Source organism: Myxococcus sp. MH1, from assembly GCF_059738865.1.
Map to the genome: position 1 here is coordinate 2,557,053 of NZ_AP026947.1, position 26,993 is coordinate 2,584,045.

At 70.7% G+C, this 26,993-nt stretch carries 17 protein-coding genes; 5 read left to right on the plus strand and 12 right to left on the minus strand.

Annotated features, from left to right (window positions below):
• Positions 1-117: 117 nt before the first annotated feature.
• Together AC6JA9_RS10460 and hrpA are read right to left on the minus strand one after the other, a co-directional pair.
• On the minus strand, positions 118-1,371 hold the full coding sequence (locus AC6JA9_RS10460; RefSeq protein ID WP_426747643.1) for a hypothetical protein: 1,254 nt from the start codon (positions 1,369-1,371) through the stop codon (positions 118-120).
• A gap of 55 nt (positions 1,372-1,426) precedes the next feature.
• The gene (gene hrpA, locus AC6JA9_RS10465) at positions 1,427-5,137 is read right to left on the minus strand and encodes an ATP-dependent RNA helicase HrpA (RefSeq protein ID WP_497959604.1); all 3,711 of its coding nucleotides are present in this window, start codon (positions 5,135-5,137) and stop codon (positions 1,427-1,429) included.
• 78 nt (positions 5,138-5,215) lie between these two features.
• Between hrpA and AC6JA9_RS10470 the strand changes: the two genes are divergently transcribed.
• A complete protein-coding gene (locus AC6JA9_RS10470) occupies positions 5,216-5,704 on the plus strand; it encodes a hypothetical protein (RefSeq protein WP_223752061.1) in 489 nt (162 codons plus the stop codon).
• Positions 5,705-5,759: 55 nt separating this feature from the next.
• Here the strand turns inward: AC6JA9_RS10470 and AC6JA9_RS10475 are convergent, their stop codons facing one another.
• The gene (locus AC6JA9_RS10475) at positions 5,760-6,275 is read right to left on the minus strand and encodes a hypothetical protein (protein ID WP_497959605.1); all 516 of its coding nucleotides are present in this window, start codon (positions 6,273-6,275) and stop codon (positions 5,760-5,762) included.
• A gap of 386 nt (positions 6,276-6,661) precedes the next feature.
• Here AC6JA9_RS10475 and AC6JA9_RS10480 point away from each other — a divergent pair, with 386 nt between their 5' ends.
• Positions 6,662-7,039: a type II toxin-antitoxin system PemK/MazF family toxin gene (locus tag AC6JA9_RS10480; RefSeq protein ID WP_141331646.1), complete on the plus strand. Its 378-nt coding sequence runs from the start codon at positions 6,662-6,664 to the stop codon at positions 7,037-7,039.
• A gap of 1 nt (position 7,040) precedes the next feature.
• Here the strand turns inward: AC6JA9_RS10480 and AC6JA9_RS10485 are convergent, their stop codons facing one another.
• Both AC6JA9_RS10485 and AC6JA9_RS10490 read right to left on the minus strand, forming a co-directional pair.
• The gene (locus AC6JA9_RS10485; protein ID WP_497959606.1) at positions 7,041-8,669 is read right to left on the minus strand and encodes an LVIVD repeat-containing protein; all 1,629 of its coding nucleotides are present in this window, start codon (positions 8,667-8,669) and stop codon (positions 7,041-7,043) included.
• Between the two features lie 198 nt (positions 8,670-8,867).
• On the minus strand, positions 8,868-10,325 hold the full coding sequence (locus tag AC6JA9_RS10490) for a cytochrome-c peroxidase (protein ID WP_141331650.1): 1,458 nt from the start codon (positions 10,323-10,325) through the stop codon (positions 8,868-8,870).
• Between the two features lie 126 nt (positions 10,326-10,451).
• Here AC6JA9_RS10490 and AC6JA9_RS10495 point away from each other — a divergent pair, with 126 nt between their 5' ends.
• Positions 10,452-12,587: a M28 family peptidase gene (locus tag AC6JA9_RS10495; protein WP_497959607.1), complete on the plus strand. Its 2,136-nt coding sequence runs from the start codon at positions 10,452-10,454 to the stop codon at positions 12,585-12,587.
• Between the two features lie 40 nt (positions 12,588-12,627).
• Here the strand turns inward: AC6JA9_RS10495 and AC6JA9_RS10500 are convergent, their stop codons facing one another.
• Positions 12,628-13,239 (minus strand): SMI1/KNR4 family protein, encoded by a 612-nt coding sequence (locus AC6JA9_RS10500; protein WP_497959608.1) that lies wholly within the window; start codon positions 13,237-13,239, stop codon positions 12,628-12,630.
• 102 nt (positions 13,240-13,341) lie between these two features.
• Positions 13,342-16,581, minus strand: a complete 3,240-nt coding sequence (locus AC6JA9_RS10505) for a tetratricopeptide repeat protein (protein ID WP_497959609.1) — start codon at positions 16,579-16,581, stop codon at positions 13,342-13,344.
• A gap of 217 nt (positions 16,582-16,798) precedes the next feature.
• Between AC6JA9_RS10505 and AC6JA9_RS10510 the strand changes: the two genes are divergently transcribed.
• Positions 16,799-17,224, plus strand: a complete 426-nt coding sequence (locus AC6JA9_RS10510) for a DoxX family protein (RefSeq protein ID WP_141331658.1) — start codon at positions 16,799-16,801, stop codon at positions 17,222-17,224.
• Between the two features lie 40 nt (positions 17,225-17,264).
• Here the strand turns inward: AC6JA9_RS10510 and AC6JA9_RS10515 are convergent, their stop codons facing one another.
• The 4 genes from AC6JA9_RS10515 to AC6JA9_RS10530 form a co-directional block, all read right to left on the minus strand.
• Positions 17,265-17,744, minus strand: coding sequence for a (2Fe-2S)-binding protein (locus tag AC6JA9_RS10515; protein WP_223752053.1), 480 nt, complete (start codon positions 17,742-17,744; stop codon positions 17,265-17,267).
• Between the two features lie 2 nt (positions 17,745-17,746).
• Positions 17,747-19,903, minus strand: a complete 2,157-nt coding sequence (locus AC6JA9_RS10520) for a xanthine dehydrogenase family protein molybdopterin-binding subunit (RefSeq protein WP_370640447.1) — start codon at positions 19,901-19,903, stop codon at positions 17,747-17,749.
• A gap of 132 nt (positions 19,904-20,035) precedes the next feature.
• Positions 20,036-21,145 (minus strand): SGNH/GDSL hydrolase family protein, encoded by a 1,110-nt coding sequence (locus AC6JA9_RS10525; protein ID WP_223752051.1) that lies wholly within the window; start codon positions 21,143-21,145, stop codon positions 20,036-20,038.
• Between the two features lie 155 nt (positions 21,146-21,300).
• Positions 21,301-22,362 carry a hypothetical protein gene (locus tag AC6JA9_RS10530; protein ID WP_223752050.1) on the minus strand — a complete coding sequence of 354 codons (1,062 nt, stop codon included), beginning with the start codon at positions 22,360-22,362 and terminating at the stop codon, positions 21,301-21,303.
• A gap of 190 nt (positions 22,363-22,552) precedes the next feature.
• Between AC6JA9_RS10530 and AC6JA9_RS10535 the strand changes: the two genes are divergently transcribed.
• The gene (locus AC6JA9_RS10535) at positions 22,553-23,131 is read left to right on the plus strand and encodes a hypothetical protein (RefSeq protein WP_223785436.1); all 579 of its coding nucleotides are present in this window, start codon (positions 22,553-22,555) and stop codon (positions 23,129-23,131) included.
• Positions 23,132-23,150: 19 nt separating this feature from the next.
• Here the strand turns inward: AC6JA9_RS10535 and AC6JA9_RS10540 are convergent, their stop codons facing one another.
• Positions 23,151-26,972, minus strand: coding sequence for an FG-GAP-like repeat-containing protein (locus AC6JA9_RS10540; RefSeq protein WP_497959610.1), 3,822 nt, complete (start codon positions 26,970-26,972; stop codon positions 23,151-23,153).
• Positions 26,973-26,993: the final 21 nt, after the last annotated feature.

Here is a 26,993-nt window from a genome sequence, read left to right on the forward strand (position 1 = left end):
TCATGGCGCGCCGTGGCAAGGCGCGTGGTGACAGGCATTGGGCCATGAGGTGGCGATGACCCCGACGAGGGCCTCGCGGCGAGGACTGCCCGGAGTGTGCCGGGCAGCCCCGCATCGCTACTTCGTTGAGGCGTCGGGTGCGGGGGCCGGAGGGGCGACGACGGAGACCTTGCCCTCATCCTGCTGGAGGGTGTGCGTGCTGCCCGGTGTGTAGCGCTGGAACTCCTCCAGCGTGGCCGGGACGTAGGTGATGGCGGGCCCGGCGTCGCCGTGGAAGCGCACGGTGTACTTCGCCTCGCGGGTGTCGCGCTCCTTCTCGCCAGTGCGCAGGGCCTTGGCGGGCTTGAGCTCGTCGGCGGTGGGCCAGTGCGTCTGCACGGTGGTGCCCTGGGCCTTCACGTCCCGCTCGTGCGTCCAGCGCCACGCCTTCCAGGTGTACCAGGTGGCATCGCGCGGCACGCTGCGGTAGCGCGGCTCCTTGCGGGTGCGGCGCTCGTCGACGTAGCGCGGCTCCTTGCGCGTCTTGGTCACGGAGCAGTAGCGCGTCTTGCAGCGCTTCTCGCCGCCGGTGCAGGTCGTCTTGCAGGTGGCGAAGCCGTTCTTGTTGCTGGTGCAGGTCTCCTTGCACTTCTCGGGCGTGGTGGTGCAGTCCTCGCCGCAGGCCTCCTTGTCGCGGTAGGTCTCGGTGGTGAAGCCCTTCTGGACGCGCTCCGTGTAGGAGACGGTCTGGTAGCCGTCGAGCACCTGGTCGTCGTGGTGATGGCGCTTGCCCTGGGCCTTCACCTGGAGGGCGTCCTCCGGTCGGTCCTCCTCGAAGCCCTCCTCGTCCACCAGGCGGTAGCGCTCCACGCTCACGGTGTGCTCCCAGGCGACGTCCTGGACCTGGAGCGCGCGAGTCCACTCGGGGCCCTTGGCGGCGGTGGTGGCGGCGGCGGCTTCCTTCGTCGTGGACGACGAGCCGCTCTGTCCGGCGATCATCGCGGGGCAGCAGCAGAAGAGCGCGAGGCCCAGGAGGATGTAACAGCCGATGCGGCGGGGCTTGCTCTTCCCGGTGGGCAGCTCGGGAGGAGGCGGCACGGAGTCGGCGGTGCTCGTGCCATCGACGGCGGAGGCGCCGCAGTTCTTGCAGCCACCGTCGAGGGCGCGCTGGTCGCTCTCGCAGTAGGCGCAGCGCCAGTTGGGGCCGGAGGTGGCCATCCTGAGCAGCGCTTCGTCTGTCACGGTGACGGCGGAGGCGGTGTCCTCCGGCATCTCGTACTGCTCGCTGCCGTCCTTGGCGTTCTTGCAGCGCTGGCACACCATGTGGCGGCCGAGGTTGCGGTGGTTGCAACTCGAACAACGCCAGAACATCTCAATATGCCGCTCCGACATCTTGGTGTTTTCCCCCTCGGGTGAATACAGCCGAGCGGAGCGGCCTATAACAGCTCTATCGCAGCGCCGCGAGCGCCGCGCTGACCTTCGCCACTGTCACTGACACGGGCGTCGTCACCTCCGGCGCGAAGATGGCCACGCGGAGCTCCTCGAAAGCCCACCGCAGCTCCTGCGCCGCCTCCTGGTCGCGCACGGTGGCGCTCTTGGTGAGGAAGTTCTCCCACAGGGGCGTGAACGGCGCGGCTTTCCCCGCGTCCTTGCCCGGGTTCGCCACCGCACGCGACAGCCGCGCCTGCACCGCGCGCAAATAGCGCGGGTAGTGCATCAGTCGCGAGAAGGGGATCCACTCGATGAGCTTCGCGGGGAACAGCTGCGCGAGCTGCGAGCGGATGTCCCGCACCGCCGCCGCGCCGCTCGGCCCCTTGGACGCCGTCTTGAGCGCCGCGAGCGTCTGCGCGAGCTCCCCAGACGTGACGATGACCGCGTTCGCCCAGTCCCGTGCCTCCTGCTCGATGCGCGGTGAGCCCTCCCGGAGCAGCGTGTCGAACGCCGCCTTCGTGCGAGGCAGCGGCGCGCCCGGCGCGAGCTTGAACGCATCATCGACGGCGCGTGCGAGGACGAGCGCCTTGAACGCCTCGGCCTGGCCCCTCGCGGGCGGTGCTCCGTCCAGCGACGGGAAGGGCTGCGGCATGCGCGAGGCACTGACGGCCACATGCCCGCGCGCGGCGAGCATCAAGAGCCGCCGGACCCCCGTGCGCGAAGCCGCGTCAGCGGCCGCGGACGTCTCCAGCAGCACCAGGTCCACCGTGGCCCCCCGGTCGACGAGCGCGGGATAGCTGCGGACCTCGAGCCCACCGACCCGCCGGGTGACCACGGAGGGCAGCTCCCCGAACGTCCACGCCGTCAGCCCCTTCTTCTCCCAATCCGAGGTCGGCGCCGTGCTGCGCAGCACCGCCCGGGCTTGACCTCCGTACTGCTTGAGCAGCGCGTCGACATCGCGTCCCCGCGCGAGTTCCTTCCCCTTCTCGTCAATCACCCGGAGCGTCAGGCGCAGATACGGCAACACGGCCTCCGCCCGGAAGGACTCCTCGGGCACGTCCATGCCGCTCAGCCGGGACACCGCGCGAGAGAGCGCTGGAATCAACGGCCCGCGGAAGGGCACCAGCTCCTTCGCGAGCAGTTCCACCAGGTCCGGCAACGACCCCAGCTGCTTGCGCTGGGCGCGGGGGAGCTGCTCGAGCAGGGCGGTCAGCTTCTCCCGATGCCATCCAGGGATGGTCCAGTCCAGTTCACCCGGGACCATCTGGGCGAGCAGCAGCAACGGCACACTCAATGTGATGCCATCGTCCTCGGCCGAGGGGTCGAAGGTGTACGTCACCGGCACGGACGCGCCGTGCAGACTGATGGCATCCGGGTAGTTCGCCGGAGACAGCCCCGGGTCGTACGCGAGTGCATCCTCCATCGTGAGCACGAGCACGTCAGGGTCGGCCGCCTCTGCCTTACGACGCCAGACCTCGAAGGCGGCGCCGTCCGTCACATCCTCCGGCAGGCGCTTGTCGAAGAACGTCAGCAGCGCCTCGTTGTCGAGCAGCTCGCTCTTGCGCGCCTTGTCCCGCAGGCTCGCCACGCGCTCGAGCACCCGGCGGTTCTTCTCCTGGAACGCCCCTCGCGAGCGGTACTCGCCCCGCACCAGGGCGTGCTCGATGAACATCAGGCGCGCCCGCTCGGGGTCCATGCCCGCCAGGGCCACGGGCCGCTCCTTGAAGACCGGGAGCCCGAACAGCGTCGCGCTCTCCTTCACGACGGCGCGCGCGGACTTCTCCGACCAGTGCGGTTCGGAGTAGCTGCGCTTGAGCAGGTGCGGCGCCGCCTCCGAGAGCCACTCCGGGTCCAACTTCGCCGCCGTGCGCGCGAACAGCTGGGACGTCTCCACCAGCTCGAACGCCATCACCCAGGCCGGGGGCTTCTTCGCGAGCGCCGACGAGGGGTGCACCATGAAGCGCGTCTGCTTCGCGCCCGTGTAGTGTCGCTGCTCCGGATTCCACTGGCCGATGCGCGACAGGAGCCCGGTGAGGAGCGCCTGGTGCAGCACGTCCCCGCGCACCGGCGCGCCCTTGCCCTTCTTCGGCAGGCGCAGGTCGCGGACCGTCTCCTCCAGCTGACGCTGGACGTCCCGCCACTCGCGGACCCGCAGGAAGGACAGGAAGTTGTCCCGGCACACGCGCCGCAGATGGGACGTCCCGCGGCTGTCCGCCTCGCGGATGAAGGCCCACAGCTTGAGCAGCCCCGTGAAGTCCGAGTGCTCGTCACGGAAGCGCGCGTGCAGCGCGTCAGCCTTCTGCGCCAGCTCCCGAGGCCGCTCGCGCGGGTCCTGCAGGTTGAGCGCCGCGGCGACGATGAGCACCTCGTCCTGACATCCGTACTCGGCGCCGGCGAGAATCATCCGCGCGATGCGCGGGTCCACCGGGAAGCGCGCGAGCTGGTGCCCCAGGGGCGTCAGCGTGCGCTCCTTGCCCTCGATGGCCCCGAGCTCCTCCAGCACCCGCCAGCCCTCGGCGATGGCCTTCGGCTGGGGCGGGTCGAGGAAGGGGTAGTCCTCGACGTCACCCAGGCCCAGGGACTTCATCCGCAGGATGACGCCCGCCAGCCCCGTGCGCTTGATTTCGGGGTCGGTGAAGGCGGGCCGCGACGTGAAGCTCGCCTCGTCGTACAGGCGCACGCAGATGCCCTCGCGCACGCGGCCACAGCGCCCCTTGCGCTGGTCGGCGCTGGCCTGGGAGACCGGCTCGATGTGCAGCCGCGTGACGCCCGAGCGCGAGTCGTAGCGGGACAGGCGCGCCACCCCCGTGTCCACGACGTACACGATTCCCGGGATGGTGATGGACGTCTCCGCGACGTTGGTGGCGAGGATGACGCGGCGCTCGGGGATGGAGGCGAAGACCCGCGACTGCTCGGAGGCGGACAGGCGCGAGTACAGGGGCTGCACCACCGTGCCGCGGAGGTTGCGCGCGTTCAGCGCGCTCTCGGCCTCGCGAATCTCCCGCTCACCCGGGAGGAACACGAGCACGTCCCCGTCCGGGTCGAGCGAGAGGACGTTCGCCACCGAGTCGGCGACGGCGTCCGCCAGCTCGTCGTCCTCGGGGGGCGGCTCGTAGAGCACGTCCACCGGGAAGGTGCGGCCCTCCACCTGGATGACCGGAGCGCCGCCGAAGAACTGCGAGAAGCGCTCGGTCTCGATGGTGGCCGAGCTCACCACCACCTTGAGGTCGGGGCGCCGGGGCAGGAGGCGCTTGAGCCACCCGAGCAGGAAGTCGATGGTGAGGCTGCGCTCGTGGGCCTCGTCGAGCACGATGGTGTCGTAGCGGCGCAGGAGCGGGTCGCTGTGGATCTGCGCGAGCAGGACGCCGTCGGTCATGAACTTCACGGCCGTGCTCCGGGACGAGCGGTCCTCGAAGCGGATCTGGTAGCCGACGTCCGTGCCCAGCTCCGTGCCGAGCTCGCGCGCCACGCGCGCCGCCACGCTGGTCGCGGCGATGCGCCGGGGCTGGGTGACGGCGATCTGCCGAGGGCGGCCACGCCCCATGGCGAGCAGTATCTTCGGCAGCTGCGTCGTCTTCCCCGAGCCGGTGGCCCCCGCGACGATGACCACCTGATGGGCGGAGATGGCCTTCGTGATGTCCTCCACCCGGCTCGAGATGGGGAGCTCGGGGGGGAAGCGCAGGGTGGGCTGGCCGCCAGGGGGCGGAACGGGTGATTCGCCGGACATGGCCCCATGGACTAGCACTGAAGCGCCCGCGGTGCCCCTGACGAATCGTGTGGGAGCCTGCTCGGCCGGCGCTCCAGGATGCATCCCGCCCGCGCCATCCCGTATCGTCGTCGGATGACCCCGGGGCGAACCCTCACCGACCTGATGGCCGAGGTGTCCAGCCGCGCCCGTGACTGGGGCTCGGTGCAGGAGCTTGGCGTCGCGCCGGAGACGGTCGTGGCCGCCTGGCTGGAAAGCGACGACCCGGTGGCGATGCTGCACCTGCTCGTCGCGCTGCACCCCCAACGCGAAAAAGAGAAGTGCCTCGAGCTGGCGACCGCGCTGTCGTTCTTCGAACCCATGCGGGAGCTGGCACACGTGATTCGTCGCTGGAGCAGCGGCGCCGTGCCGACGAACGGTCAGTCCCCGTTCTACTTCATGCGGCTCTTCCAGCGGCTGAACAGCTCCTTCCGGTGGATGGAGGAAACGACGCGGTCAGACCTCGAGCCCAAGCTCGTCGCGGCGATCCGCGCCGCGTTCCCGGACCCGTACACGCTCGACGGGCCCGCCGCTTCGGGTCCAGGGTGAACACCTCAGACCGCGAGAGGGCCCGTGCAACAGGCCCTCCCGCGAGAGTTTTCACCTACCAGATGCAGGAGAGCCCGGAGGACATGGTGGGGAACGCGGAGAGGGCCCCATCCGGGACCACGCCGTGCGTCGGATGGGAGGTGGCGTGCTTGCGCAGGCCGGGGGTGCTGCTGTTGATGTAGCCCACCGCGTAGAGGGTGCTGCTGGAGCGCTCGCGCAGCACGGCGCCGCAGAACGGCTCGTTCGAGACGCTCGCCAGCGTGCCGAGCGGAACCGTCTTCACGCTGCCGTAGCCACCGAAGTAGGCGATGTCGGAGGGGTCGGTGAGCAGATACTTGGAACCGGCGACGAACAGGTAGACCTGGCTCGTCGTGCGCTCCTGGACCAGCAGGCTCTTGACGTAGGTGAAGTCGATGAAGGGGTCGGTCCAGTTGCTGTTCGGGATGTTGTGGACTTCCTTCCAGTCATCCCAGACGTCCAGCTCCGTGGGGTTGGGAATCCACCAGTGCTGCTGACCCACGACGACGTAGATGGGCGTGGTGCCAATCTGACGGAAGAGGGTGCCGTCCATGGGCACCTGTGTATACGAGTCGATGGTGGCCTGGGGCAGGGGCACCAACGAGCGGCCCGAGTAGAGGCTGTGCTGCGCCGGCGGGATGAAGAAGCGCGCCCCGCCCGCCACGTAGTAGCGGTTCGAGGTCTCGATTCCGAGCAGGACGGTGCCATCCGGAGCGGCCACGTAGCCGGCGAAGGCCTTCGCTCCGAAGAGGCTCAGGCTCAACACGAGCCAGCGGGTGATGCAGGCGAGGGAGGATGTGACACGCACGGATTTTTCTCCTGACATGAGGGGGGACCTTCTGATGGGTTCCGCCGCGCCCACTCGGGGCGGCAGGGGGACTACGAAGGCGGCCCTCCTGTCTGGTCATGCCTCCGGGCTTCGCGGGAGATACTTGCGCCATGACGACCATCCCCGACACGTCGCGAATCGACCGGGGCGACCTGTACTGGCTCGCGCCCGATGACTCGCGAGGCCCCGCGCCGGCCTACTCGCATCCGTACGTGGTGGTGCAGGAGGACGTCTTCAACCACTCGCGAATCACCACGGTGGTGGTCTGCGCGCTCACCTCCAACCTGCACCGCGCCGCCGAGCCCGGCAACGTCCTGCTGGAGCCCGGCGAGGGCGGCCTCCCCCGCCAGAGCGTCGTCGTGGTGTCGCAGATCGAGTCGGTGGAGAAGTCCCGCCTCGGCGCGCGCATCGGCGCGCTGTCCGAGGCGAGGGTGGAGCAGGTCCTCGCCGGCCTGCGCTTCCAGCAGGCGTCGTTCTTCCGGCGCTAGCTCAGGGCTCGTTGAAGATGAGCAGGCCGCGCGCGGTGTCCACCACGTAGACGTGGCCGTCGCCCGGCACGCGGATGCCGATGGCGCCCTCGAGCAGGTTGTCGGTGCGCTCCGGGTCGTCCTCGCGGAAGGTGTTGAAGTGGGCGATCTGCTTCGGCTGGGGAGGAATGGAGACGTCCAGCACGCGCAGGCCCTCGTGGTAGTAGGCGATGTACAGACGCTTGTCCTTGAGGACCATGTTGTGGATGGACGTCTGGTTGCGCAGCTTGTACCGGCCGATGAGCGGGATGTTCGTGGGGTCGGTGACGTCCAGCACGCGCAGGTGGGTGCCCTGGTATTCGCCGCCCTCGAACGCGATGGTCCTCCCGCCGAACGTCCCCACCGCGCCCGCGTGGCTCATCGACGTGCTGTTGTCCGATGCGAAGGTGTACGCGCCCAGCTCCTTCGGGTTCATCGCGTCCTTCACGTCGAAGACGACATAGCCCGAGCTGAAGTGGTTGACGTAGAGCCGGTCCTGATAGGCGAAGCTGTCGTGCGCCGAGGGCAGGTAGGACGTCGTGTCGGACACGACGATGCGGTTGAGCAGGGTCGGCTCGAGCGGCCGGGAGATGTCGAACAGCAGCGTCTCCCCGTGGGCCGAGGGACCGGGTGACACCGCGTACAGCCGGTCCCCATCGACGAAGAGCGTGTGGACGTTGAGGGGCGGGCCGCCGGGCACGTTGCGCACGAAGGTGGGGTTTGAGCGCTCGGTGATGTCGAAGACGAGGACGCCCGTGTCCTTGCTCGCGACGTAGAGCGCGTCACCGCGCGTCCAGGCCGCGTTCCAGTAGGAGTCTCCGGAGAGGGATATCTTCTTCGTCAGCACGGGGCGGGCGCGGTCGCGGATGTCGAAGACGGTGAGGCCCCCCGGCGTCCGGGAGCCCCAGGGGACGGACACGACATAGGCGTGGTGCCCGTCGACGTAGACATCCACCGGCTGTCCGGGCGTCACGAAGGTCTCGGAGAGCAGCCGCAGCCCGCCCGAGGACTCGGCCTCACCCCGTCCCCACGTCATCCGCGCGGCCTCGAAGGTCCCGGTGCCGCCCACCTTGCCGTTGGTGCAGCGGGCATAGCAGCCCGTCACATAGCCGGGGCGGGAGACCTGACAGCCCAGGAGCGCCACCTGCCGCTGGGCGTTCGCGAGCTCGAAGCGGCTGGTGAAGTGGAAGCGGCCCGTCAGCTCCTGTCGGGTGAGGGGCCGCTCGTCCATCGTCCCCGCCCCACCGCCCCGGGGCACCCTCACGCTGACGAAGTCCGGGTACGCGTCCTGGTTGCGCAGGTCCACCAGGTAGATGCCCTGCGGGTCCAGGGTGGCGAGCGAGGCCGTGTCGCACTTCGACACGTCGAACAGCGCGGGCGAATCACAGTCGAACGTCGTGCCGCGGGCGACGGTGGCGGTGCAGGGCGCGTACTCGCCCGGGTCCTCCCAGTCCGTGGGGTCCACCAGCGGCGTATAGGTGCCGTCCCACGGGTCCACCGGCGGAGGCGGAGGAGGTGGCTCGGGCTGTCTGGGTTTGTCGTCCGAGCAGGCGAAGCCCAGCAGCATGAGTCCAACGAAGATGGTGCGGACGGCGGGTGACTCGAGGGCCATGAGGGTGAGGCTCCTGTCGAGAGGCGACGTCCGGGGTGGACGCCCGCGCCCGTGGGGAAGCGGGCGCGGGCGGGATTACAAGCCACGCGAGGCGAAGAACGACCATGCCCCGAGGAGCATCCTCCACGGGGCAACGACAGGTTGGTCGACGAGGCCCGCCGGACTACGCTGGCGGGTTGGTCTCCTTCACGTCTGTCTTCAGAGCCGCTCGAGGAAGCGCAGCAGGTCCTGCTTCTGGGCGGGGCTGAGCGACTCGGGCGGTGCGCCGGGGAGCTCCGGGGGATGCACGGGAGGCAGCTCGAGCGCGGACGTGAAGGGGATGACGAACTGGCTGTAGAGGTCGACCACGCCCTTCAGCGTCTCGATGCTGTTGTCGTGGAAGTACGGCGCCGTCCGCGCGGCCCCTCGGAGCGTGGGGATGTCGAAGGCCTCGAAGTCCAGCGGGTTGCCGGTGACGAGCGCGCGACCGGGGTCCGTGGTGAAGGCCTGGGGAAAGAGGTTGGGGCCGACGATGGGCGCTCCGTTCTCGTCCACGGCGGGGTTCGGGTCGTACGGGTCTCCGCTCGCGGTGACGGGGATGGGTGGCAGGTCCGTCACCTGCTGTGTCCGGGTGCCGTCCGTGTAGAAGCGGAACCGGTAGCGCGGCAGCTCCAGCGAGGCGTTGTACAGCGTGGGGAACTGGCCAATCTGTCCCAGGTACGTGAAGCCTCCGACGGCGATGTTCAGGATGTCGGGTGTCTGGCGTTGGCCCTGCACGGGGACGGGGCCCGTGCCCGGGACGTTCGTGAAGACGACGTTGCCGTCGGGCTTCGTCACCGGGAAGCCGGAGGCGAGCTCCAGCATCGCCGGCTGGGAGATGTGGCTCAGCGTGGGGCTGCCGTGGCACGGCTCGCAGCCGACCTTGAAGACCTCGCGTCCGCGCGTCTCGGCGGGCGTGAGCCAGAGGAAGTCCTCGGGCGACGGGATGCGCGAGAGCGGGACGCCCGCGTCGAGCAGGCTCGCGACGAAGCGCGGGCGGGACGAGGTGAACGCATCACGCTGGAAGCTCGCCAGCTGGCGCAGCTGTGAGCGGGGGACGGCGCCACCCTGGCTGTGGCTGGTGATGGCGGCCTGGGCCTGGTCCTCCAGGTTGGATTCACGCCCGTCGAGCTGGAAGAAGGGGCCGGTGAGGGCCACGTCCTGGATGCTCGGCACGCCTCGCCAGACGAAGACCTTCCTGTCCGCGGGGGTGATGACCTGCCCCTGGGCGTCGATGACATCCATGTTGTCGGGAAGGGGCAGGACGACGCGGACCAGTCCCTTCTTCAGGTGCTCGTACGTGGGCACCGCCGCGTTCGGGTCGTCCGCGTCGATGGGATGGAAGAGCACGTCCCGCGGGTTGGAGGCATGCAGCGCCTGGACGTGCGCGGGCTTGAGCGCGGTGCTGTCGTCGAGCACGTGACAGGTCGCGCACGAGCGGCCGTTCGTGTTCGGGAACGCGTGGGTGAACAGTCGCTTGCCGGGAGCGGAGCTGCTCAGCGCCGCCTCGGCGGTCGCGGTGGGCTCCGCCGCGGTGGCCTCGGGGACGTCCCGCTCCGGCTCGGCGGGGGTGCAATGCGTCAGTCCGCCCAGCGCGAGCACGCCGGCGATGCGCAGGAAGATGCGCGTGGGAATCATGGAGTCTCCAGGGTGTGGACTCCCTGGAACACCGGGTTCATCCCGAACTGTCACCTGTCGGTCCGCAGGCAATGGATGTTGGACTCGAGCGAAGGGGGATGCTGAGTTGCCTGCACCGAGACCTCCATGCGCCTTCGCCTGCTCCTGTCCGTCGCCGTGCTCGTGTCGCTCCCCGCCTTCGCCCAGCTTCCGGTGTCTCCCGTGGGGCCGGTGTCGCCCACGACGGGCCTGGTGCTGAGGGACGACGTGGTGCGCGCCCTCATCTCGGAGAGCTCTGGGGACCGCATCCATGACGGTGTGCAGCGACTGTCGCTGCTGGCCCGGGACAACGCGGAGGGCTACGGGCAGGCGGCGGAGTGGGTCGCCGCGAGCGCGAAGGCCGTGGGGCTGCAGGACGTGCGCGTGGAGCCGATGAAGCAGGAGCCCCAGTGGCGCGCCACCCGGGGCGAGCTGTGGGTGTCCGGGCCGCACCGCTACAAGGTGACGTCGCACGCGGACCAGCCCATGGCGCTGGCGCTGCGCAGCGGCAGCTTCGAGGGCAAGGCGCTGGAGCTGGTCGACGTGGGGCAGGGCAACCAGGACTCGGACTACGCGGGCAAGGACTTCCAGGGCAAGGTGGTGCTCACGCGGGGACACCCTGTCGCGGTCCTGCGCCGGGCGGTCGGGAAGCTCGGCGCGGTGGGCGTGCTCTCCTCGTACTCGACGCCGCCCTGGAACCAGCCGCATCGCATGGATGGGGACTTCCCCGACCAGATTGGCTGGGCGGTGGTGCCGCCGGGGATTCGGCCGGAAGGGCAGCCGGCGCCCTTCCTGTTCATGCTCACCGACCGCCAGGCGCGCGAGCTGCGAGCGCAGCTCCTGACGGGCCCGATGAAGGTGGACGTGAGCATCGCCACCGAGACGAAGCCGGGGCACTACTCCGTCGTCAGCGGCGTCATCCCCGGCCAGCGCTCGGACGAGGAGATTGTCCTCACCGCGCACCTGGACCATTACAAGCCGGGGGCCAATGACAACGCCTCGGGCGCGGCCACGGTGCTGGAGATGGTGCGCACGTACACCACGCTCATCCGGGACGGCGTGCTGCCGCCTCCGGTGCGCACCGTGCGGGTGCTGTGGCTGCCGGAGTTCGAGGGGACGCGCGAGTGGTTCGAGCGCCACGGCGCCGAGCCGGTGCGGCGGGTGGCGCACTACAACTTCGACATGCTCGGCGCGAGCCTGACGAAGGTGCACTCGCGCTTCTCCGCGTCGTACACGCCGGACTGGCTGGGCAGCTTCGTGAACGCGGTGACGGAGTCCACGGTGGCGTTCATGAACCGCTTCAACGCGGTGACGTATCCGTCCCGCAAGGACTTCCGCATCGGCTCCGTCACCGGCTCGCGCGAGCCGATGGACATGCACCTGGAGCGCTATGGCCGGGGCTCGGACCACCAGCTCTTCAATGACCACGGCATCCCCGGCGTGGCGTTCTCCACCTGGCCGGACGACGCGTATCACACGAGCGGGGACCGGCCGGAGAACGTGGACCCCACGCAGCTGCACCGCGCGGCGTTCGCGGGGCTGGCCTCCATCACCGTGGCCGCCTGGGCGGAGGGCCCGGGGGCCCTGGAGCTGGCGCGGCTGGTGTCGGTGCACGGCGCCCGGCGCGTGGCGGAGGACGAGTTCCGGGCGCGCAAGGACCTGGCCGCGGCGCCCGCCGAGCAGGTCGCGGACACCTACCGGCTCGCGCGCGCGGTGGTGCGCGCCGCCTACGCGCGGGAGCGCGAGGCCTTGCGCTCGTGCCAGCCGTTGGGCGCGCCGGCCGCGTCGGTGAAGACGCTGACGAAGCAACTGGACCGCGCCGAGGAGCAGGCCCTGGAGCGCGTGGAGGCGGATGGCAAGGCGCGAGGTGTCTCGCTCAAGGAGCCCGCCGTGACGGAGGCGGAGCGCCGCGCCCGTGCCTTCGTCCCGCGACGGGTGAAGGGCAAGGAGCTGGCCTCCTTCGATGAGCTGGCGGGCAAGGTGGCTCCAGCGGACCAGCCCCGGGTGGACGCGGTGCGGGCCGCGTTCCGGGATGCCGCGTCGGCGCTGCGGGAGCAGGGGGAGGGCGAGCTGCGCTTCTACCAACTGCCCGATGCCATCGCGAGCTACGCGGACGGCCGTCGCTCCGTGGCGGACATCCGCGACGCGGCCTATGCGGAGTACGGGTACGTCTTCCCGGTGGAGGCGCTCGTGGACCTCTTCGCGCTGCTCGAGCAGGGCGGCATCATGACGAGCACGCGCTGAGGCACGAAGGCCCCCGCGACTCGGGGGCCGTGGCGCCGGACTACAGCGACAGGCGCTTGTCGGCGAAGGTCATCCCGGGAGCGCCCACGTCCTTGAACCAGCTCGGCGGCTTGGGGGCGGTGAGGGCCGCGGTCATCGTCTCGAGCCACTGCGGGAAGGACTCGAAGTCCGGCATGGCATCCTCGGGGTTGTGCCACGCACCGGTCGCGAGCACGCGGGCGCGCGGCTGGTCCTGGTGGTGGTAGTAGATGGGGTACTCACCATTCGGACCCGGCTTGCTCACGTCGAAGCACCACACGGCCTCGCCGCCCGCCTCCGCGAAGCCGACCAGGTGGTTGGTGGAGAGGTCCACGCCCTCCTCGATGGAGACGCCCTCCGGCAGGTGGACCAGGTCCTCGTTCGCGCTGGCGATGTCCTCCGCGTCGTAGAGCCAGAAGCCCACGTCCAGGCCGTCCGCCTGGAGGTTGCGCTCCGCGATGCACAGTCCCAGTGCGAGCGCCTCGCGATAGCTGGGGGGCGGCGTCCAGCGCAGGGTCCCGAAGTGCGGCTTCACGACCTTCACCAGCTCGTCGGCCGAGATGGGCTCGGAGAGGGTCAGCTCCAGCAGCTTCGACTGCTTCAACGCCTCGATGGACTGGGAGACCTGTTTCATGCGCGCGGACGCTAGCCCGCGACCCGCGCGAAACCAACGACGTCCGGCCTGGGCGCCGCGTGACGTCGGGCGCGGGACATCACGGCTCCAGGCGCGCGTGAATCATCGCTTCGCCGGCTGTGCGAGCCACGTGTCGATGCGTTCACGCAAGGGCTGTGGGGCGCCATCCAAGATGGCCAGCTGCTTCGCCTCGGTGGCGAGCCGCGCCGCGCGAGCGCGGTCCCTGCCCGACTCCCAGAGGGCCCGCGCGAGCATGAAGCGCGCATCCGTGCGCTGACCCGGCAGAGGGCGCGCATGCTCCCAGCCCGCGACGGCGCGCTCCAGGGGCGCGATGGCCTCCGCGGGGCGATGGAGCAACAGGTAGACGCTCCCCAGGTCCAGGAGGGACGCGGTCCACCGCTCGTCGGCGTCGTCCGGCAACGCCAGCTGGAGGTCGACGGCCCGTTGGAAGAAGGGCAGCACCTCCTCATGGCGCTGCTGTCGCATGAGCGCGCGCCCGAGCAGCCGCAGGGTGGAGATGAGGATGGGGTGCTGGGGCCCGAAGAGCTCCTCGCGGATGGCGAGCAGCTGGCGGAAGTGCTCCTCGGACAGCCGGTAGTCGCCTTGCTGGAGGCGGAGCACCCCGAGGTTGCCGTGGATGACGGCCGCGCCGTGGCTCTTGGGGCCGTCCGTCTTCTCGGCGATGGCCAGGGCGCGCGCGTAGATGGGGAGCGCGTCCCGGAAGCGCTCCCGCACCACGAGCGTCGAGCCCAGGTCGTTGAGCGCGTCGTAGACGCGGGGGTGCTCCGGGCCCAGCGTGCGCTCCAGGATGGCCAGGGCCTCGCGGACCGTCTGCTCCGCCAGGTCCAAGTCGCGCGCGTCCTGCTCCGCGTTCGCGCGCTGGGGCACGAAGGCGCCGTCCCGCAGCACGGGGACGAGCGCCAGCCGCACGCGAGCCACCTCGGGGTGCTCGTCGCCGAGGGTCCGTCGGGTGATGTCCACCGCGCGCTCCAGTGTCACCCGGGCCTGGGCCAGCCGGGCGTCGCGCCACTGGCTGACGCCGAGCTCCAGGAGGACGTCCGCCACCTCGAGGCCGTTGGCGCCGAAGGCCTGCTCCGCCAGCAGCAGGGCCTGCTCCTGTTGGGCCGCGGCCTCGGGGTAGTGCCGCTGCATGCGCAGCAGGGTCCCCGAGTAGGTGAGGAGCTGGATGCGCGCCAGGAGGTGTCCGTCCCCCAGGCGCTCCAGCGCCGCGGCGGCGCGGTCCTTCCATCGCGCGGCCAGCTCGTACTCGTCCAGGCCGATGCAGGACACACGGACCAGGAGTATCCATGCGCGGGTCGCCACGGCGTCCTGGCGCGTGGCCTCCGCGGCGTCCAGGGCCTCGAAGAGCGCGCGCTCGGCGCCTCGCCAGTGGCCGGCGCCCTCGCGCAGCTCGCCGAGGAGCAGCGAGAGCTCCGCGAGCGCGGGTCGATGCCCGGCCTCCTTCGCGACGCGCGCCGCCGGCTCCACGAGCGTGAGGCCCTCCTCGTAGCGACCGGTGGCGAGGAGCGCTCGGCCCCGGGCCAGGGCCGACCGGTGCGCCGGGGCTCCCTCGTCCGCCGTCTCGTGGGGTGCGCCTGGGGCGTGTTGTCCGGCGCAGGCCGTGACAGGCGCCAGTCCCGTCGCCGCGCGGTGGGCCTCGTCCACCGTCCTCGCGTTCGCCTGGGACAGGAGCGTGGTGAGCGCGGAGACCTCCGCGAGCCGGTTGTCGAGGCAGCGCATGCGCCACCCCAGCACCGCCTCGGTCGGCGCCTCGCGGACCTGGGAGGCCCGACAGGTGTCGGTGCGCATCCGCTCCCAGGCGGAGGTATAGGCGTCCAGCTCGCGGCGGACGCGCTCCCAGGCCACCTGGGCGTAGGGCCTGCCGGTGGCCGTGAAGGCGGCCTGGATGCTGGCCTGCTGCGCCGGGCCCCAGACGTGGGTGAGCTCCTCCTTCGCGCCGTCGCAGGCCCGGCGGGAGTGGAGGACATGGGTGAGGCCCACGGCCAGGGCCAGCAGCGCCCCGCCCCCCGCGACCCACAGTCCGCGTCGTCGACGCGCGGTGGGGTCCTGCCCCAGGGCGTCCAGCAGCGCGGTGAGGGTGGGGAAGCGCTCCGAGGGCGTGTCGGCGAGCCCGCGCGACAGCACGCGGCGCGGCCATGTGGGGACGCGCGAGCCCGAAGGGAGGGGCGCGAGCTGTCTGGCGCCGGGCGGCGCTCCGCCCGTGAAGGGCTGGACGCCGTAGAGGGCCTCGTGGAGCGCGACGCAGAAGGAGAACTGGTCGGCCGCCGGACTCGTGAGTGAGGCGTCCTGGAGCACCTCCGGCGCGGCGTACGAGCACCGGAGCGGCGCCTTGCGCTTCGACAGGCCGAAGCCGGTCACGTGGACGCGTCCCTCCGCGCTGACGCGCAGTTGGTCGGGTCCGAAGCCTCCGTGCGCGATGCCCACCGCGTGCGCCGCCGCGAGCCCTCGCCCCGCGTCGATGAAGACGTCGAGCACCTGTCGCGACGTGCGCGGCGAAGCCGACAGCCAGCCGGCGAGGGTCTGGGGCTCCACCCGCTCCATGGCGAGGAAGACATGGGGCCCGAACGTGCCCACGTCGTAGATGGCCACGACATTGGGATGGGAGACGCGGGCCCGCGCCTGGGCCTCACGCAGCAGGAGGGCGCGCTCCTCGTGCTCGGCGTCGGTGCCTGGCGCGCTGCTGGTGCGCAAGAGCTCCAGCGCGACGCGGCGCTCCAGCTCCGGGTCGTAGGCGTCGTACACGACGCTCACGGCGCTGGCGGACAACACCTCGACCAGCAGATAGCGGCCGACCGTGGCGCCCTTCGCGGGAGCCCAATCCTCGGAAGGCGCGAGGGCGGAGTCGGGATGCCTCTCACCGAGAGGTGGAGGCGATGCAATCCAGTACAGCGGGTCACCATCGTGTGACATCACCAGGGCATGCCGTCCCAGCTTCAGCGTCTCTTCGAGCCCCGTGACAGGCGCGTAGAAGACGCGCTCGCTCCGGGGGGGCGCGAGGACACCCTCGGCGCTCAGCACGTATTCAGGGAACACGTCCTTCATCTCCACTGGGGCGTGGAGGAGGAGCACCACGTACGCGTCGCGCCGGAGGCCGGCCAGGATGTCGGAAGGCTGGAGGTCATCGCTTGTCGCGACGACGGGAGCCCGGGTCTGTTGATAGGTGCCCGTGCGCGGGTCGAAGTCGAAGATGGCGAGCGCCGCGGGCCGCAACGAGGGCAGGGTGCTCGTCAAGAACCGCTCGACGGCGGTCCATCCAGGATGCCGCGAGTCGGCGGACAGGGCCCATTCCTGGTACGTCCGCTCGCCGTCCACTGGCCGCATGTGTTCCTTATGGGGCATGGGGCGAGGACCTCGCAAGCCGTGGTGAAGACAGCCCCGCGGGTTTCACCACGAGATATCGCCTGGACATGATTCCAATCGCTTGGCGAGACCTCCCACCAGAGGAAGACCTGGATTATGTCTCGCGTCAGGTCAAACCCGGAGCGCACCCGTCGCTCCCGCCCGAGCTGAAGAGCCCGGACTCCTCGAAGGATTCGCCATGAAGCTCGCCTCCTTGTTCCCTGCTCCCCTGCCGACGGCGCCCAGCGTCGGGCTGCTGCTGCTTCGCCTCGTCGCCGGCATCGCGTTCATGTTCCACGGCTGGTCGAAGATCCAGAACCCCTTCGCCTGGATGGGTGCCGAGGCCCCCGTGCCGGGCATCCTCCAGGCGCTCGCCGCGCTCTCCGAGTTCGGCGGCGGGCTCGCCTGGGTGCTGGGCCTGCTCGTCCCCCTGGCGTCCCTGGGCCTCTTCTTCACCATGGCCGTCGCGACTCACGTGCACGCCGTGGTGAAGGGTGACCCGTTCGTCGGCCACGCCGGCAGCTATGAGCTGCCCCTGCTCTACCTGGTCATCGCGGTGGTGCTGATGACCGTGGGTCCCGGTCGCTTCGCCCTGGACACCTGGCTGCGCAAGAAGCTCGGCTGAGTCCGGGCAAGGCTCGGGGCGCTCGCATGCCAGGCGCCCCTCAACCGCCCCCCGCGCCGCTTCGCAGGAGCAGGGCGGCGCGCTTGATGGCGGCGCGGATGCGGACATAGGTGCCGCACCGGCAGACGTTGTCGCTCATCGCCGCGTCGATGTCCGCGTCGGACGGGTGGGCGTTCTTCTTCAGCAGCGCGACGGCGGCCATGATCTGCCCCGGCTGACAGAAGCCGCACTGGGCCACGTCCTCCGTCATCCAGGCCTGCTGCACCGGATGCAGCCCCTGTGCGCCCAGCCCCTCGATGGTCATCACCTCGCGGCCCTGCAGCGTGCCCACCGGATGGATGCACGGCCGGAACGCCTCGCCGTCCAGGTGGCTGGTGCACGCGCCGCACACGCCCACGCCGCAGCCATACTTCGGCCCCGTCACGCCCAGCACGTCGCGCAGGACCCACAGGAGCGACAGGTCCTCGGGCGCCTCCACCGACACCGTCTGACCATTGAGGATGAACTGATGGGCCGGCATGCTCAGACTCCCTCGTCGAGGATGGGGAAGCGGGTGGGCATGGTGCCCCGGGCCCGCGCAATCGCGTTCGTCAGCGCGGCCGCGGCGCTGGGGTAGCCCAGCTCACCCACGCCGCCCACGCGGTCATCCGAGCGCACCAGGTGCACCTGGATGTCGGCCGGGACGTGCTTCATGCGCATCCAGCGGTAGTCCGCATAGCTGCTCTCGCGCACCGCGCCCGCGTCGATGTGGATGCCCGCGCTCAGCGTGGTGGACATCGCGTCCACCGCCGCGCCCTGGAGCTGGGCCTCGATTCCCTTGGGGTTGATGGGCAGGCCCACGTCCGCGGCGATGACGATGCGCAGCACCCGCGGCGTCCCTCCGGTGACGTCCACCTCGATGAGGTGCGCGATGGCGCTCCCCCACTCTTCCAGCACGGCGACCCCCTGCGCCACCCCGGGCGGCAGCGCGCGCCCCCACTGCCCCTCCGCCACCACCTTGTTCAGCACCGCCTTGAGCCGGTTCGAGTCGAGCCGCTCGCGACGCAGCGTCACCGGGTCCACCTGGAGCTCTCGCGCCAGCTGGTCGACGAAGACCTCGTTCGACACGCCGACCTGGCTGGTGAACACCGAGCGGAAGGACGCGGTGGGAATCGGGATGGAGATGTCGCGCAGCTCGTGGCTCACCTGTCCGAACGAATAGGGGAGCTTCTGCGACAGCGCGAAGAACACCGCGCCGGTGACCTCCGGGAGCACTTCTCCGACCAGCGCGGTGACGACGTCGCCGAAGCCGTGCGGCACCTCCAGGGTGGGGATGGCGGCGCGGTGGTGCCAGCCCAGGATGCGCCCGCCCAGACCCAGGTGGGCGAGGATGCGGTGGTGGCTCGCGGGACGGAAGCGCCCGTGGCGCATGTCATCGTCCCGGCTCCACATCAGCTTCACAGGCTTGCCGATGGCCTTCGACACGAGCGCGGCCTCCACCGCCGCCTCGTTGAAGAACCTGCGGCCGAAGCCACCGCCCGCGCGCACGGTGTGCACCGTCACCTTCCACGGCGTCAAAGCCCAGCCGAGCGCCCGCGCCACCTCGCGCTGGGCATGCTTCGGGTCCTGCGTCCCCACCCAGACCTCCGCCAGTCCGCCCTGCACGCGCGCCACGCAGCTCTGCGTCTCCATGGGGGCGTGCGCCAGGTAGGGGAAGTCGAATCTCCCCTCCAGCGTGCGCGTCGTGAACAACGGCGGCAGGGGCCGCGCGCCGATGCCGTCGCGCAAGCGCGTGCGGATGTCCGCGTCGGACAGCGCGCTGGCGGGGCCGGGCGTCCAGGTGATGCGCAGCGCCGCGCGGGCCGCGAGCGCCTGTCCGAAGGTCCGGGCCACCACCGCCACGCCGGTGCCCAGCGAGACCACGTCCACCACGCCGCCCATGGCCCGCGCCGCCGCGTCGTCGACGGTGCGGACGGTGCCGCGCAGCGTGGGAGGTCTCGCCACCACCGTGGGGAGCGCCTCGGGGAGGTCGAGGTCCAGGGCGTGCCGGGTCGCCCCCGTGACGATGTCCCGCGCGTCGATGCGCCCGGTGGGCTGGCCCACCAGCGTGTACTGGCTCACCGGCTTGGGCTGCGTGGAGACCAGCGGCAGCACCACGCGAGCGGCATCCTGCGCCAGCTCGCCATAGCCGGCGCGTCGACCATCGGGCGCGCTCACCACGCCCCGCGCGGTGGTGAGCGTGGGCGCCAGGACCCGCCAGCGCAGCGCCGCCGCCGTGACGAGCCGGGCCCGCGCGTCCGCCGCCGCGGCGCGAAGCGGCCCGGACAGGAGGCGCATCGTGGTGGACATGCCCGTGAGCTGGGTGAACCAGCGCGAGTCCGCGTCCTCGTGGAGGATGGAGACCGCGTCGAGCGCGACGTCGAGCTCCTCCGCGACGAGCATGGCCACGGCGGTGGTGATGCCCTGGCCCATCTCCGTGCGTGGAAGGGTGGTGGTGACGCGTCCGTCCTCCTGGAGCGTCAGGTAGAGGTTCATCGTCGCCGCCGCCGTCTCCTCGGGCTGCGCGGCCTGGGCCGTGGGCACATCGAGCCCCAGCCGGGCCGCAATCATCAACGTGGGAGAAGCGACGACCCACGTCAGGAAGCGACGGCGGTCCAATCCTTCGGAAACGGGAGCGTCTGACCCGAGCGTGTCCGCCATGGCCAAAGCATGGCACACCGAGCATGTGAGCCCAATGGCCTGCCAGGTCGCTCCATCAGCCGTTGGACACGTGTGTCGTTCAATGAGGACAGAGCATTCTCCTGTCCACGGCGTGGCTTGTTGGCAGATGCCTTATTGGCGAATCACGTCCTGGATGAAGCGGCTCAGCGCATCGGCCATCTTCGCGTGTGTGGCGGCGGACGGATGCCAGTCCTCGGCGACTCCGTCCACGGACGGATTCTGCACGGCCATGACATGGCGGTGGACGCGCGTGTCGCCCTGTTGATGGCGCTCCGCGACCAGCTCGGTGAGCCAGTCGCCCACGTGGACGGAGGTCACCTGGCCGCCCTGCTCGTGCTGCTTGTAGCCATCCGTCATGCTGCCCAGCGTACACACGAGGTGTGCTCGCGGATGCAGCGTGCGCAGGCGCGTGAGGAACGTCCGATAGGCGGACTTGAAGGCCGCTTCATCCGGGAGGAACACGTCGGTGCCGTGACCGGCGAGGGTGTCGTTGCTCCCGGCGTTGATGACAATCACGTGCGGTGATTCACCGGAGGAATCCCAGGGCGCGCTGTGGCCGGGGACCGCGAGCTCGTAGAGGGCGGGGACCAGTCCCGTCGTCGACAGGTCCAGGTTGCGGTACACGCCGTGCCCCGAGTGGCAGATGAGCGAGGCCTCCGCGCCCAGCTTCCGGGCCGTGAGCCATGCGTAGGCTCGCGTGGGGTTCTCGTTCTTGGAGGTGAAGGTCGGCGCCCGCCAGGAAGGGGAGGGCGGGATGATGGCAACCTCGGAGCCGTAGCCGCAGGTGATGGAGTCTCCGACGAACTCCATCCGCAGCGCCGCGCGGGGCGGCGGCTCCCGGAGCTCTCCGTGGACCTCGAGCGCCTCGAGCGTGGTGACGCCCACGGAGGTCTCGGTGCGCTTGAGGACCTCCACCGTGTGGAGCCCCAGCGGGAGCCCGGTGGCGAGCGGATAGGTGGCCGCGCCGCTCTTCACCTCCAGCTTCTGGGGCGCGCCCCCGTCGACGATGACGTCGAAGTAGTTGGTCTTCGTGTCGCCGCCTGGCCCTGCGTCGTCGAGGCGCATGCGCAGGGCATCGCCCCAGAACCGCACGCGAATCGTCACGCCGGGATGGGAGAAGACCACGCGAGTCCCGGAGCGGTACGCGCGTCCGATGACCTGCACCCGCGAGTCGGAGGCGGGGATACCGAGCCATGAGGGCGTCTGGGCAGGGGCTTCCACGAAGGGCGCGGACTCCGATGAGACGAGGTGCGCGGCGTTGTCGTTCGGAGTCTGCGAGGACGACCGGCACGCGGTCATCGACATCGTGAGTCCGAGCCCGAGGGCCGGCAGGCCGCGTGAGTGTCCTCGGGGCTTCGGGGGGCGGGTGGGGGGCTTCATGGCTTCCTCCGAGAGTCCATCTTGCGCCGTGGGGCCGTGGAGGGTCGGGAGGTCTTGAACAACAGTGTCCAGCGCTCGCCATCGAAGAGGGAGGCGCCTCGGTGGCTCGCGCTCAGCATCCTCGTGCCATCCGGGCTGAGTCCGATGCGACCGGAGCACCTCGCCACGTCCGCCTTCATCCTCGGGTCCACCTCGCGCACGGGTCGCAGCCGTCCTTGCTGGGTCTTCACCCAAAGGCCCTCATGGGTCCCGCAGTAGAGCGCACCCGCGAACCACGCGCTGTCGCTGAACTCCGACAGGGGCAGCCCTCCCTCCTGGAGTCGCTTCCACTGCTTCCCCCGGCCGACCCAGAGAGCGCCCCGGTGGCCGGTGAGGTAGACGTTCCCATCACCGGCGCAGCACACCGTGTGCACCAGCGTGTCCTTGGCAAAGGGCAACTTCGTCCAGTCCTTCCCGTCGAAGTGCCAGACATCACCGAAGCCGCCCACGGCGTACAGGTCGTCGGAGGCGAAGCCATCCAGGTCGTTGAAGCCCGTGCTCCATCCCGCCTGCTTGTCCGTCGCGCGAGGGAAGGGCGCGCCCTTCGCGCTCGCCGCGAGCGGCACCCAGCGTTGCGCGCCCTGGCGGCGGAGGATTTCGCGGGCATCGGTGAGCGCGTAGACGTGGCGGCCCACGCGCTTGAGGTTCCTGACGTGGCCCTCGTGGTGCTTCAGGCGAGGTTTCCATGGCAGCGGGGGCGCATCCTGGGTGGGCGTGCCCCGGCCTGGACACCGGTAGAGCCGCCCGGCGGGGTCGACCGCGAGCAGCTCGAGTGAGGGAGAGATGGCCACCGCGCTGCGCACCGGACCGAGATTGAGCGCGTCCACATGGGAGAACCGCCGCGCGGCGGGCGCGTCCAGGTCGCAGCAGAGAAAGCGCGTGTCGGGGTCGAGGCTGAAGCCCGCCTCGCCTTCATCCAGGACGAGGGTGAAGTGGAGTCGCCCCGCATGGGAGATGGCGCAGTCATGGATGACGTAGCCGCGCAGGTGCCGGCTCCACGTCCTCGCGTCGAAGAGCATGTGCCGGCCGATTCTGCCTCGCCGCCCCTCCCGGGACGAGGCCGGGTCCATGGGGACGCGCCACCGGTCGACACGGTCCGCCCTGGGGGAGGGGGCGCGCTTCGTGCGCGGGCGCATTGAATAGCGCTCGCTCCCCGCCGTATAGGCGGATGCCCGTTTCATTCCTGGGCCTGGAAGGAACCGATACATCATGGGTGTGCGCTGGATGCTGGGCTGGACTCTTCCGTTGGTTGCCCTCGGCTACGCCGAGGCGTCGTCCCAAGCCGTGGTGACCCCGAGCACCCAGGGGGCCCCCGCGCCGGCGGCCCCCAAGCGCGTGGAGCTCTCCTATCAGGACCCGAGCTGCAACCCGGCGGAGGCGCAGCAGTGCCTGTGCGTGGGCAGCGTGGGCTCGGCGGAGTCCGCGCTGCGCGAGCTCGGGCTGGATGCGCAGGTGCTCCGCACGACGGGCGTGCCCTGCATCCGGGGCGACTTCGACCAGGACGGCGCGCCGGACTACGCGTTCCCGGGCAAGGGCTTCTCGTGCAATGGCTCGGTGCCCGTGCGCGTCCTCTTCACGAGCAAGGGGCTCGTGCGTGAGGTCCAGTCACTGCCCCGCGAGGTGAGCTGCCTCCAGCTCTACCTCCCGAACAAGAAGCCCGGCCGCCATGGCGTGCCCGCGACGAGCCGGGATGCGCTCGTGGACTGGGGCGAGGGCAACGCCACCTGGTTCTATCGCTATGATGGCAAGCGCTGGGACGCCACCCGCCACCTGTCCGAGTCGCACTGACCCGGGGTCCTCGCCTGCCTCAGGGCGGCACGCAGACGTTCAGCACCATCGTCGCCGCCTGGGCGTCCACGCTGCTGAAGGCGAGGTCGGGCAGGCCGTCCGCGTTCCAGTCCGCGATGAGCCCGTCGCGGGCGGTGCGTCCCCAGCCGGGCAGGGGACCCAGGGCGAAGGTGTTGGGCGTGGTCTGCATCACCACGCGTGCGCCGAACGGCTCGAAGGAGAAGGTGTCCGTGAGGCCGTCGGCGTTGAAGTCCGCCGTGAGGATGCCATTGCCCGCGCGGATGCCCAGGCTGTGCTTGGGCGTCAGCGTGGGCTGACGGGCCGAATCATAGGTGAGCAGTCCCACCTCGCCCCGGTCGATGAGCAGGCCGACGGTGCCCTGGCCTTCCAGGTCCGCGCGACCCATGGCGCGGTGCGTGTACTCGCCGGTGAAGGTCGTCTGTCCGGTGAACGTGCCGTCGCCATTGCCCCAGACGACGTACACCTCGCCCTTGTCGATGTTGGGGTTGCCCGGACGCAGGAGCGCCAGGTCCATGTGGCCATCCCGGTCCAGGTCGGCGGAGACCAGGGTGTGCACCTCGTAGTTGGCCGTCACGTCCACGGTGAGGCGGGGCGCGAACTTCCCGCTGCCCTGGTTGAGCCACACGCCGAGCTGGATTTTCGAGGGGGTGAACCGCTCCGTCGTCACCAGGTCGAAGCGGCCATCCTCGTTGAGGTCCACCGCGATGAGCTCCGCCTGCGTCCAGTCCTCGTCGTAGCGCTCCGCGGGCGCGAAGCCTCCGCCCGGCAGGCGCTTGAAGACGACGAGCTGGGGCAGCACGCCCGTGGACGGCGTCAGCGACGTGGTGAGGGCGGCCAGGTCCTCGCGCCCGTCACCGTCCAGGTCCACGGAGACCAGGTCCTGCACCCCGGCGGTGACCTTCTTTCCCGCGGGAGGCACGAACACGGGTGACAGCACGGCGGTGCTCCGCTCCGGGCTGCCCGACAGCGACATGAAGATGGCGTTCTTCTCGTTGCTCCCGGCGGCCAGGTCGGCGAAGCCGTCCGCGTTGAAGTCGCCGCTGGCGAGCCCGCCCGGGGCGCCCTCGAGCTGGAGGCTCTCCATCAGGGAGCTCGTGCCCCAGAGCATCTGGACGGACATGTAGCCGGTGAGCGCCACGTCCGTGAAGCCATCGCCGTCGAAGTCACCCGCGGCGGGCGCGTAGTGCTCGCCGTTGTAGCCGAGGCTGCGCGGCGTGGAGAAGGGCATGGGACCGGCGCTGCCCGGCAGGAGGTTGAGCTGCCCGCCCGGGGCGCTGGTCCAGAACAGGTCCTGGCGGCCATCCCCGTTCATGTCGGCCAGCAGGGGCGACCGGACCGTCGAGCCGAACGGACGGGCGAAGGGCATCTCGGACGCGAGCGCCAGCGTCCCACCCGAGGGGCTGAAGACGCGGACCTTCTCGGGGTGGAGCAGGGCCAGGTCGTCCACGGCGCCGTCGTGGTCGAAGTCACCCGCCACCAGGTTTCCGTAGCAACTGGTGCACGGAGCGTAGACGGGGACCCGGAACGAGCCGGTGCCCGTGCCGTTGACCTGCACGATGCGGTTGTTGGCGCTGTCGAGCCGGGCGTAGTCCAGGTTCCCGTCCCCGTTGAAGTCGGCCACCACGGGGCAGTCGTACGTGTCGGAGGAGATGACGGTGGTGGGGGCGAAGAAGGTGCCGTCCCCCTTGCCGCGATAGAGCAGCGTCCGTCCCAGGTGGACATGGGCGAAGAGGTCCAGCTTCCCGTCGCGGTCGAAGTCCCGGGCGGTGAGGCAGTTGAAGCTGGTGGTGACGTTGGTGCCCAGCGGCGTCGACAGGGGCGCCTGGAAGGTGCCCGTGCCCTGGCCGAGGTAGACGGTGAAGCCGCCCGTCCTGTCATCGCTGTCGGTGCCCAGGATGGCGGCGACATCCAGCTTCCCGTCACCATTGAAGTCCGCCACCACGGGGGGCTCCGAGCTGAGGACGTTGCCGGCGCTGGCGGAGTTGGCCAGCCGCGTGAAGCCGCGCCCGGGCCCGCTGGCGAGCACGGTGATGTCGAACAGGTTGCCCACCAGGACGTCCTGGCGTGAGTCCCCGTTGAAGTCGCCGGCGCCCATGAAGTCTCCCCCGGTGGGGTAGGCGAACTGGGACACGGGCGCGAAGGACGGCGTCGCGCACGCCAGGGGCACGACGTGGCGGTGGAATGCCGGCGCGGAGGGGCGTCCGTCACCCGCGCTGTTCCGGGCCTTCACCTGGAACAGGTAGGTGGTGCCGGTGGTCAGCCCGGGCACCGTGGCCACGCGGGCGCTCGCCGGGACGGTGACGGAGCCGCCGCCGGGTGTGGCGGTGACGACGTACCCGGTGACGGGGTCCGTGGCGGGCGCGGAGGCCGGGTTCCAGCGCACGACGGCGCCCGCGGAGGTGGAGTGCACGCGCACGTCGGTGGGCGCGCGCGGCTGGGCGCGCAGCTGGATGGGCGCGGAGGTGGTGGCCGGGCCAGCGCCCACGCTGTTCGAAGCGGTCAGCGTGAAGGTGTAGGTGGCGCCGGGCGTGAGCGTGGAGAGGCGGGCCACGGTGGGCGAGGCTGGGAAGCTCTGGTCCACGCCCGCGGGGGTGGAGACGAGCCGGTAGCTGGTGACGGGTCGGCCACCGTCGTTGGCGGGCGGCTGCCAGTCCAGCTCGAGCTGCCCCGCGTGGTAGACGCCGGTGAGCTGGACGGGAGCCGATGGCGGCGAGGGGAGCGTCACGGAGGGGGTGGTGGCGGTGGCGCCCGTGCCCGACGAGTTCTGCGCGGCCACGCTGAAGCTGTACGTGGCGCCGTCGGCGAGGCCCGTCAGGTAGAGGCTGGTCGCCGTCGAGGACGCCTGCTGGGACACGCCCGTGGGGTGCGTGGTGACGACGTAGCCCGAAATCGCGGCGCCACCGTTGTTCGTGGGCGCGGTCCACCGCACCTCCGCCGCGCGGATGTAGGGCGTCACCGTGACGTTCTGGGGCGCGCTCGGCAGGGCGGCGACGCGGACCGACGAGCTGGTGTTGGGCGTGGAGGTCCCCACCGCGGTGGTGACCACCAGCGTGAAGGTGTAGCTCTGGCCGTTGGTGAGGCCGGTGACGAGCGCGGACCGCTCGGTCGTGTGGATGACCTGCCCACCCGGCGCGACGGTGACGGTGTAGCCCTGGATGGGCTGGCCGCCGTCCGACGGCAGGCTCCACTCCAGCTCCACCTTCTGGTCCGCGCCCTTCAAGCGGGTCCAGGTCGGCGTGGCCGGCAAGGAGAAGGTGCGCACGGCGGCGGACTGGGTGGAGGTCTGCCGGGTGCCATCCGCGTAGATGGCGGTGACGGTGAAGCGGTACTGCGTGCCATTGGCCAGGCCGGTGACGACCGCCGTTCGGGCGGCGGCGCCCGCGCTGACCTTGAGGCTGGAGGGCGTGGCGGCGACCTCGAACGAGGACAGCGCGCTGCCCGTGGTCGACGGGGTGTAGCTCCAGGCGACGGTCATCTCGCGGATGCCCGGCGTCGCCGTCACCCCGGTGGGCGCGGTCAGTGTCTCGGTGCCCGCGTCACTCCGGCCCGCGTCGGGCGTGCCGGCATCCTCGCGGCCCGCGTCCGGATTCCCAGCGTCCGGAGTCCCAGCGTCCGGAGCTCCCGCATCCGGAGTGCCTGCATCCGGAGTCCCGGAGTCCGCCTCACCCGCGTCGGTCTCGTCGGGCTTGCCCGCGTCGGCGGTGCCCGCGTCGGTCAGGAGGGAGTCGCCGGGGGCCTCGGAGGAGGACTTTCCTCCACAGCCCACGGCTCCGAAGCCGACGAAAATCGTCGTGGTCAGCAGGAGGATGAATGCTCGCATGATGCCTGACTCTCCAGGGCG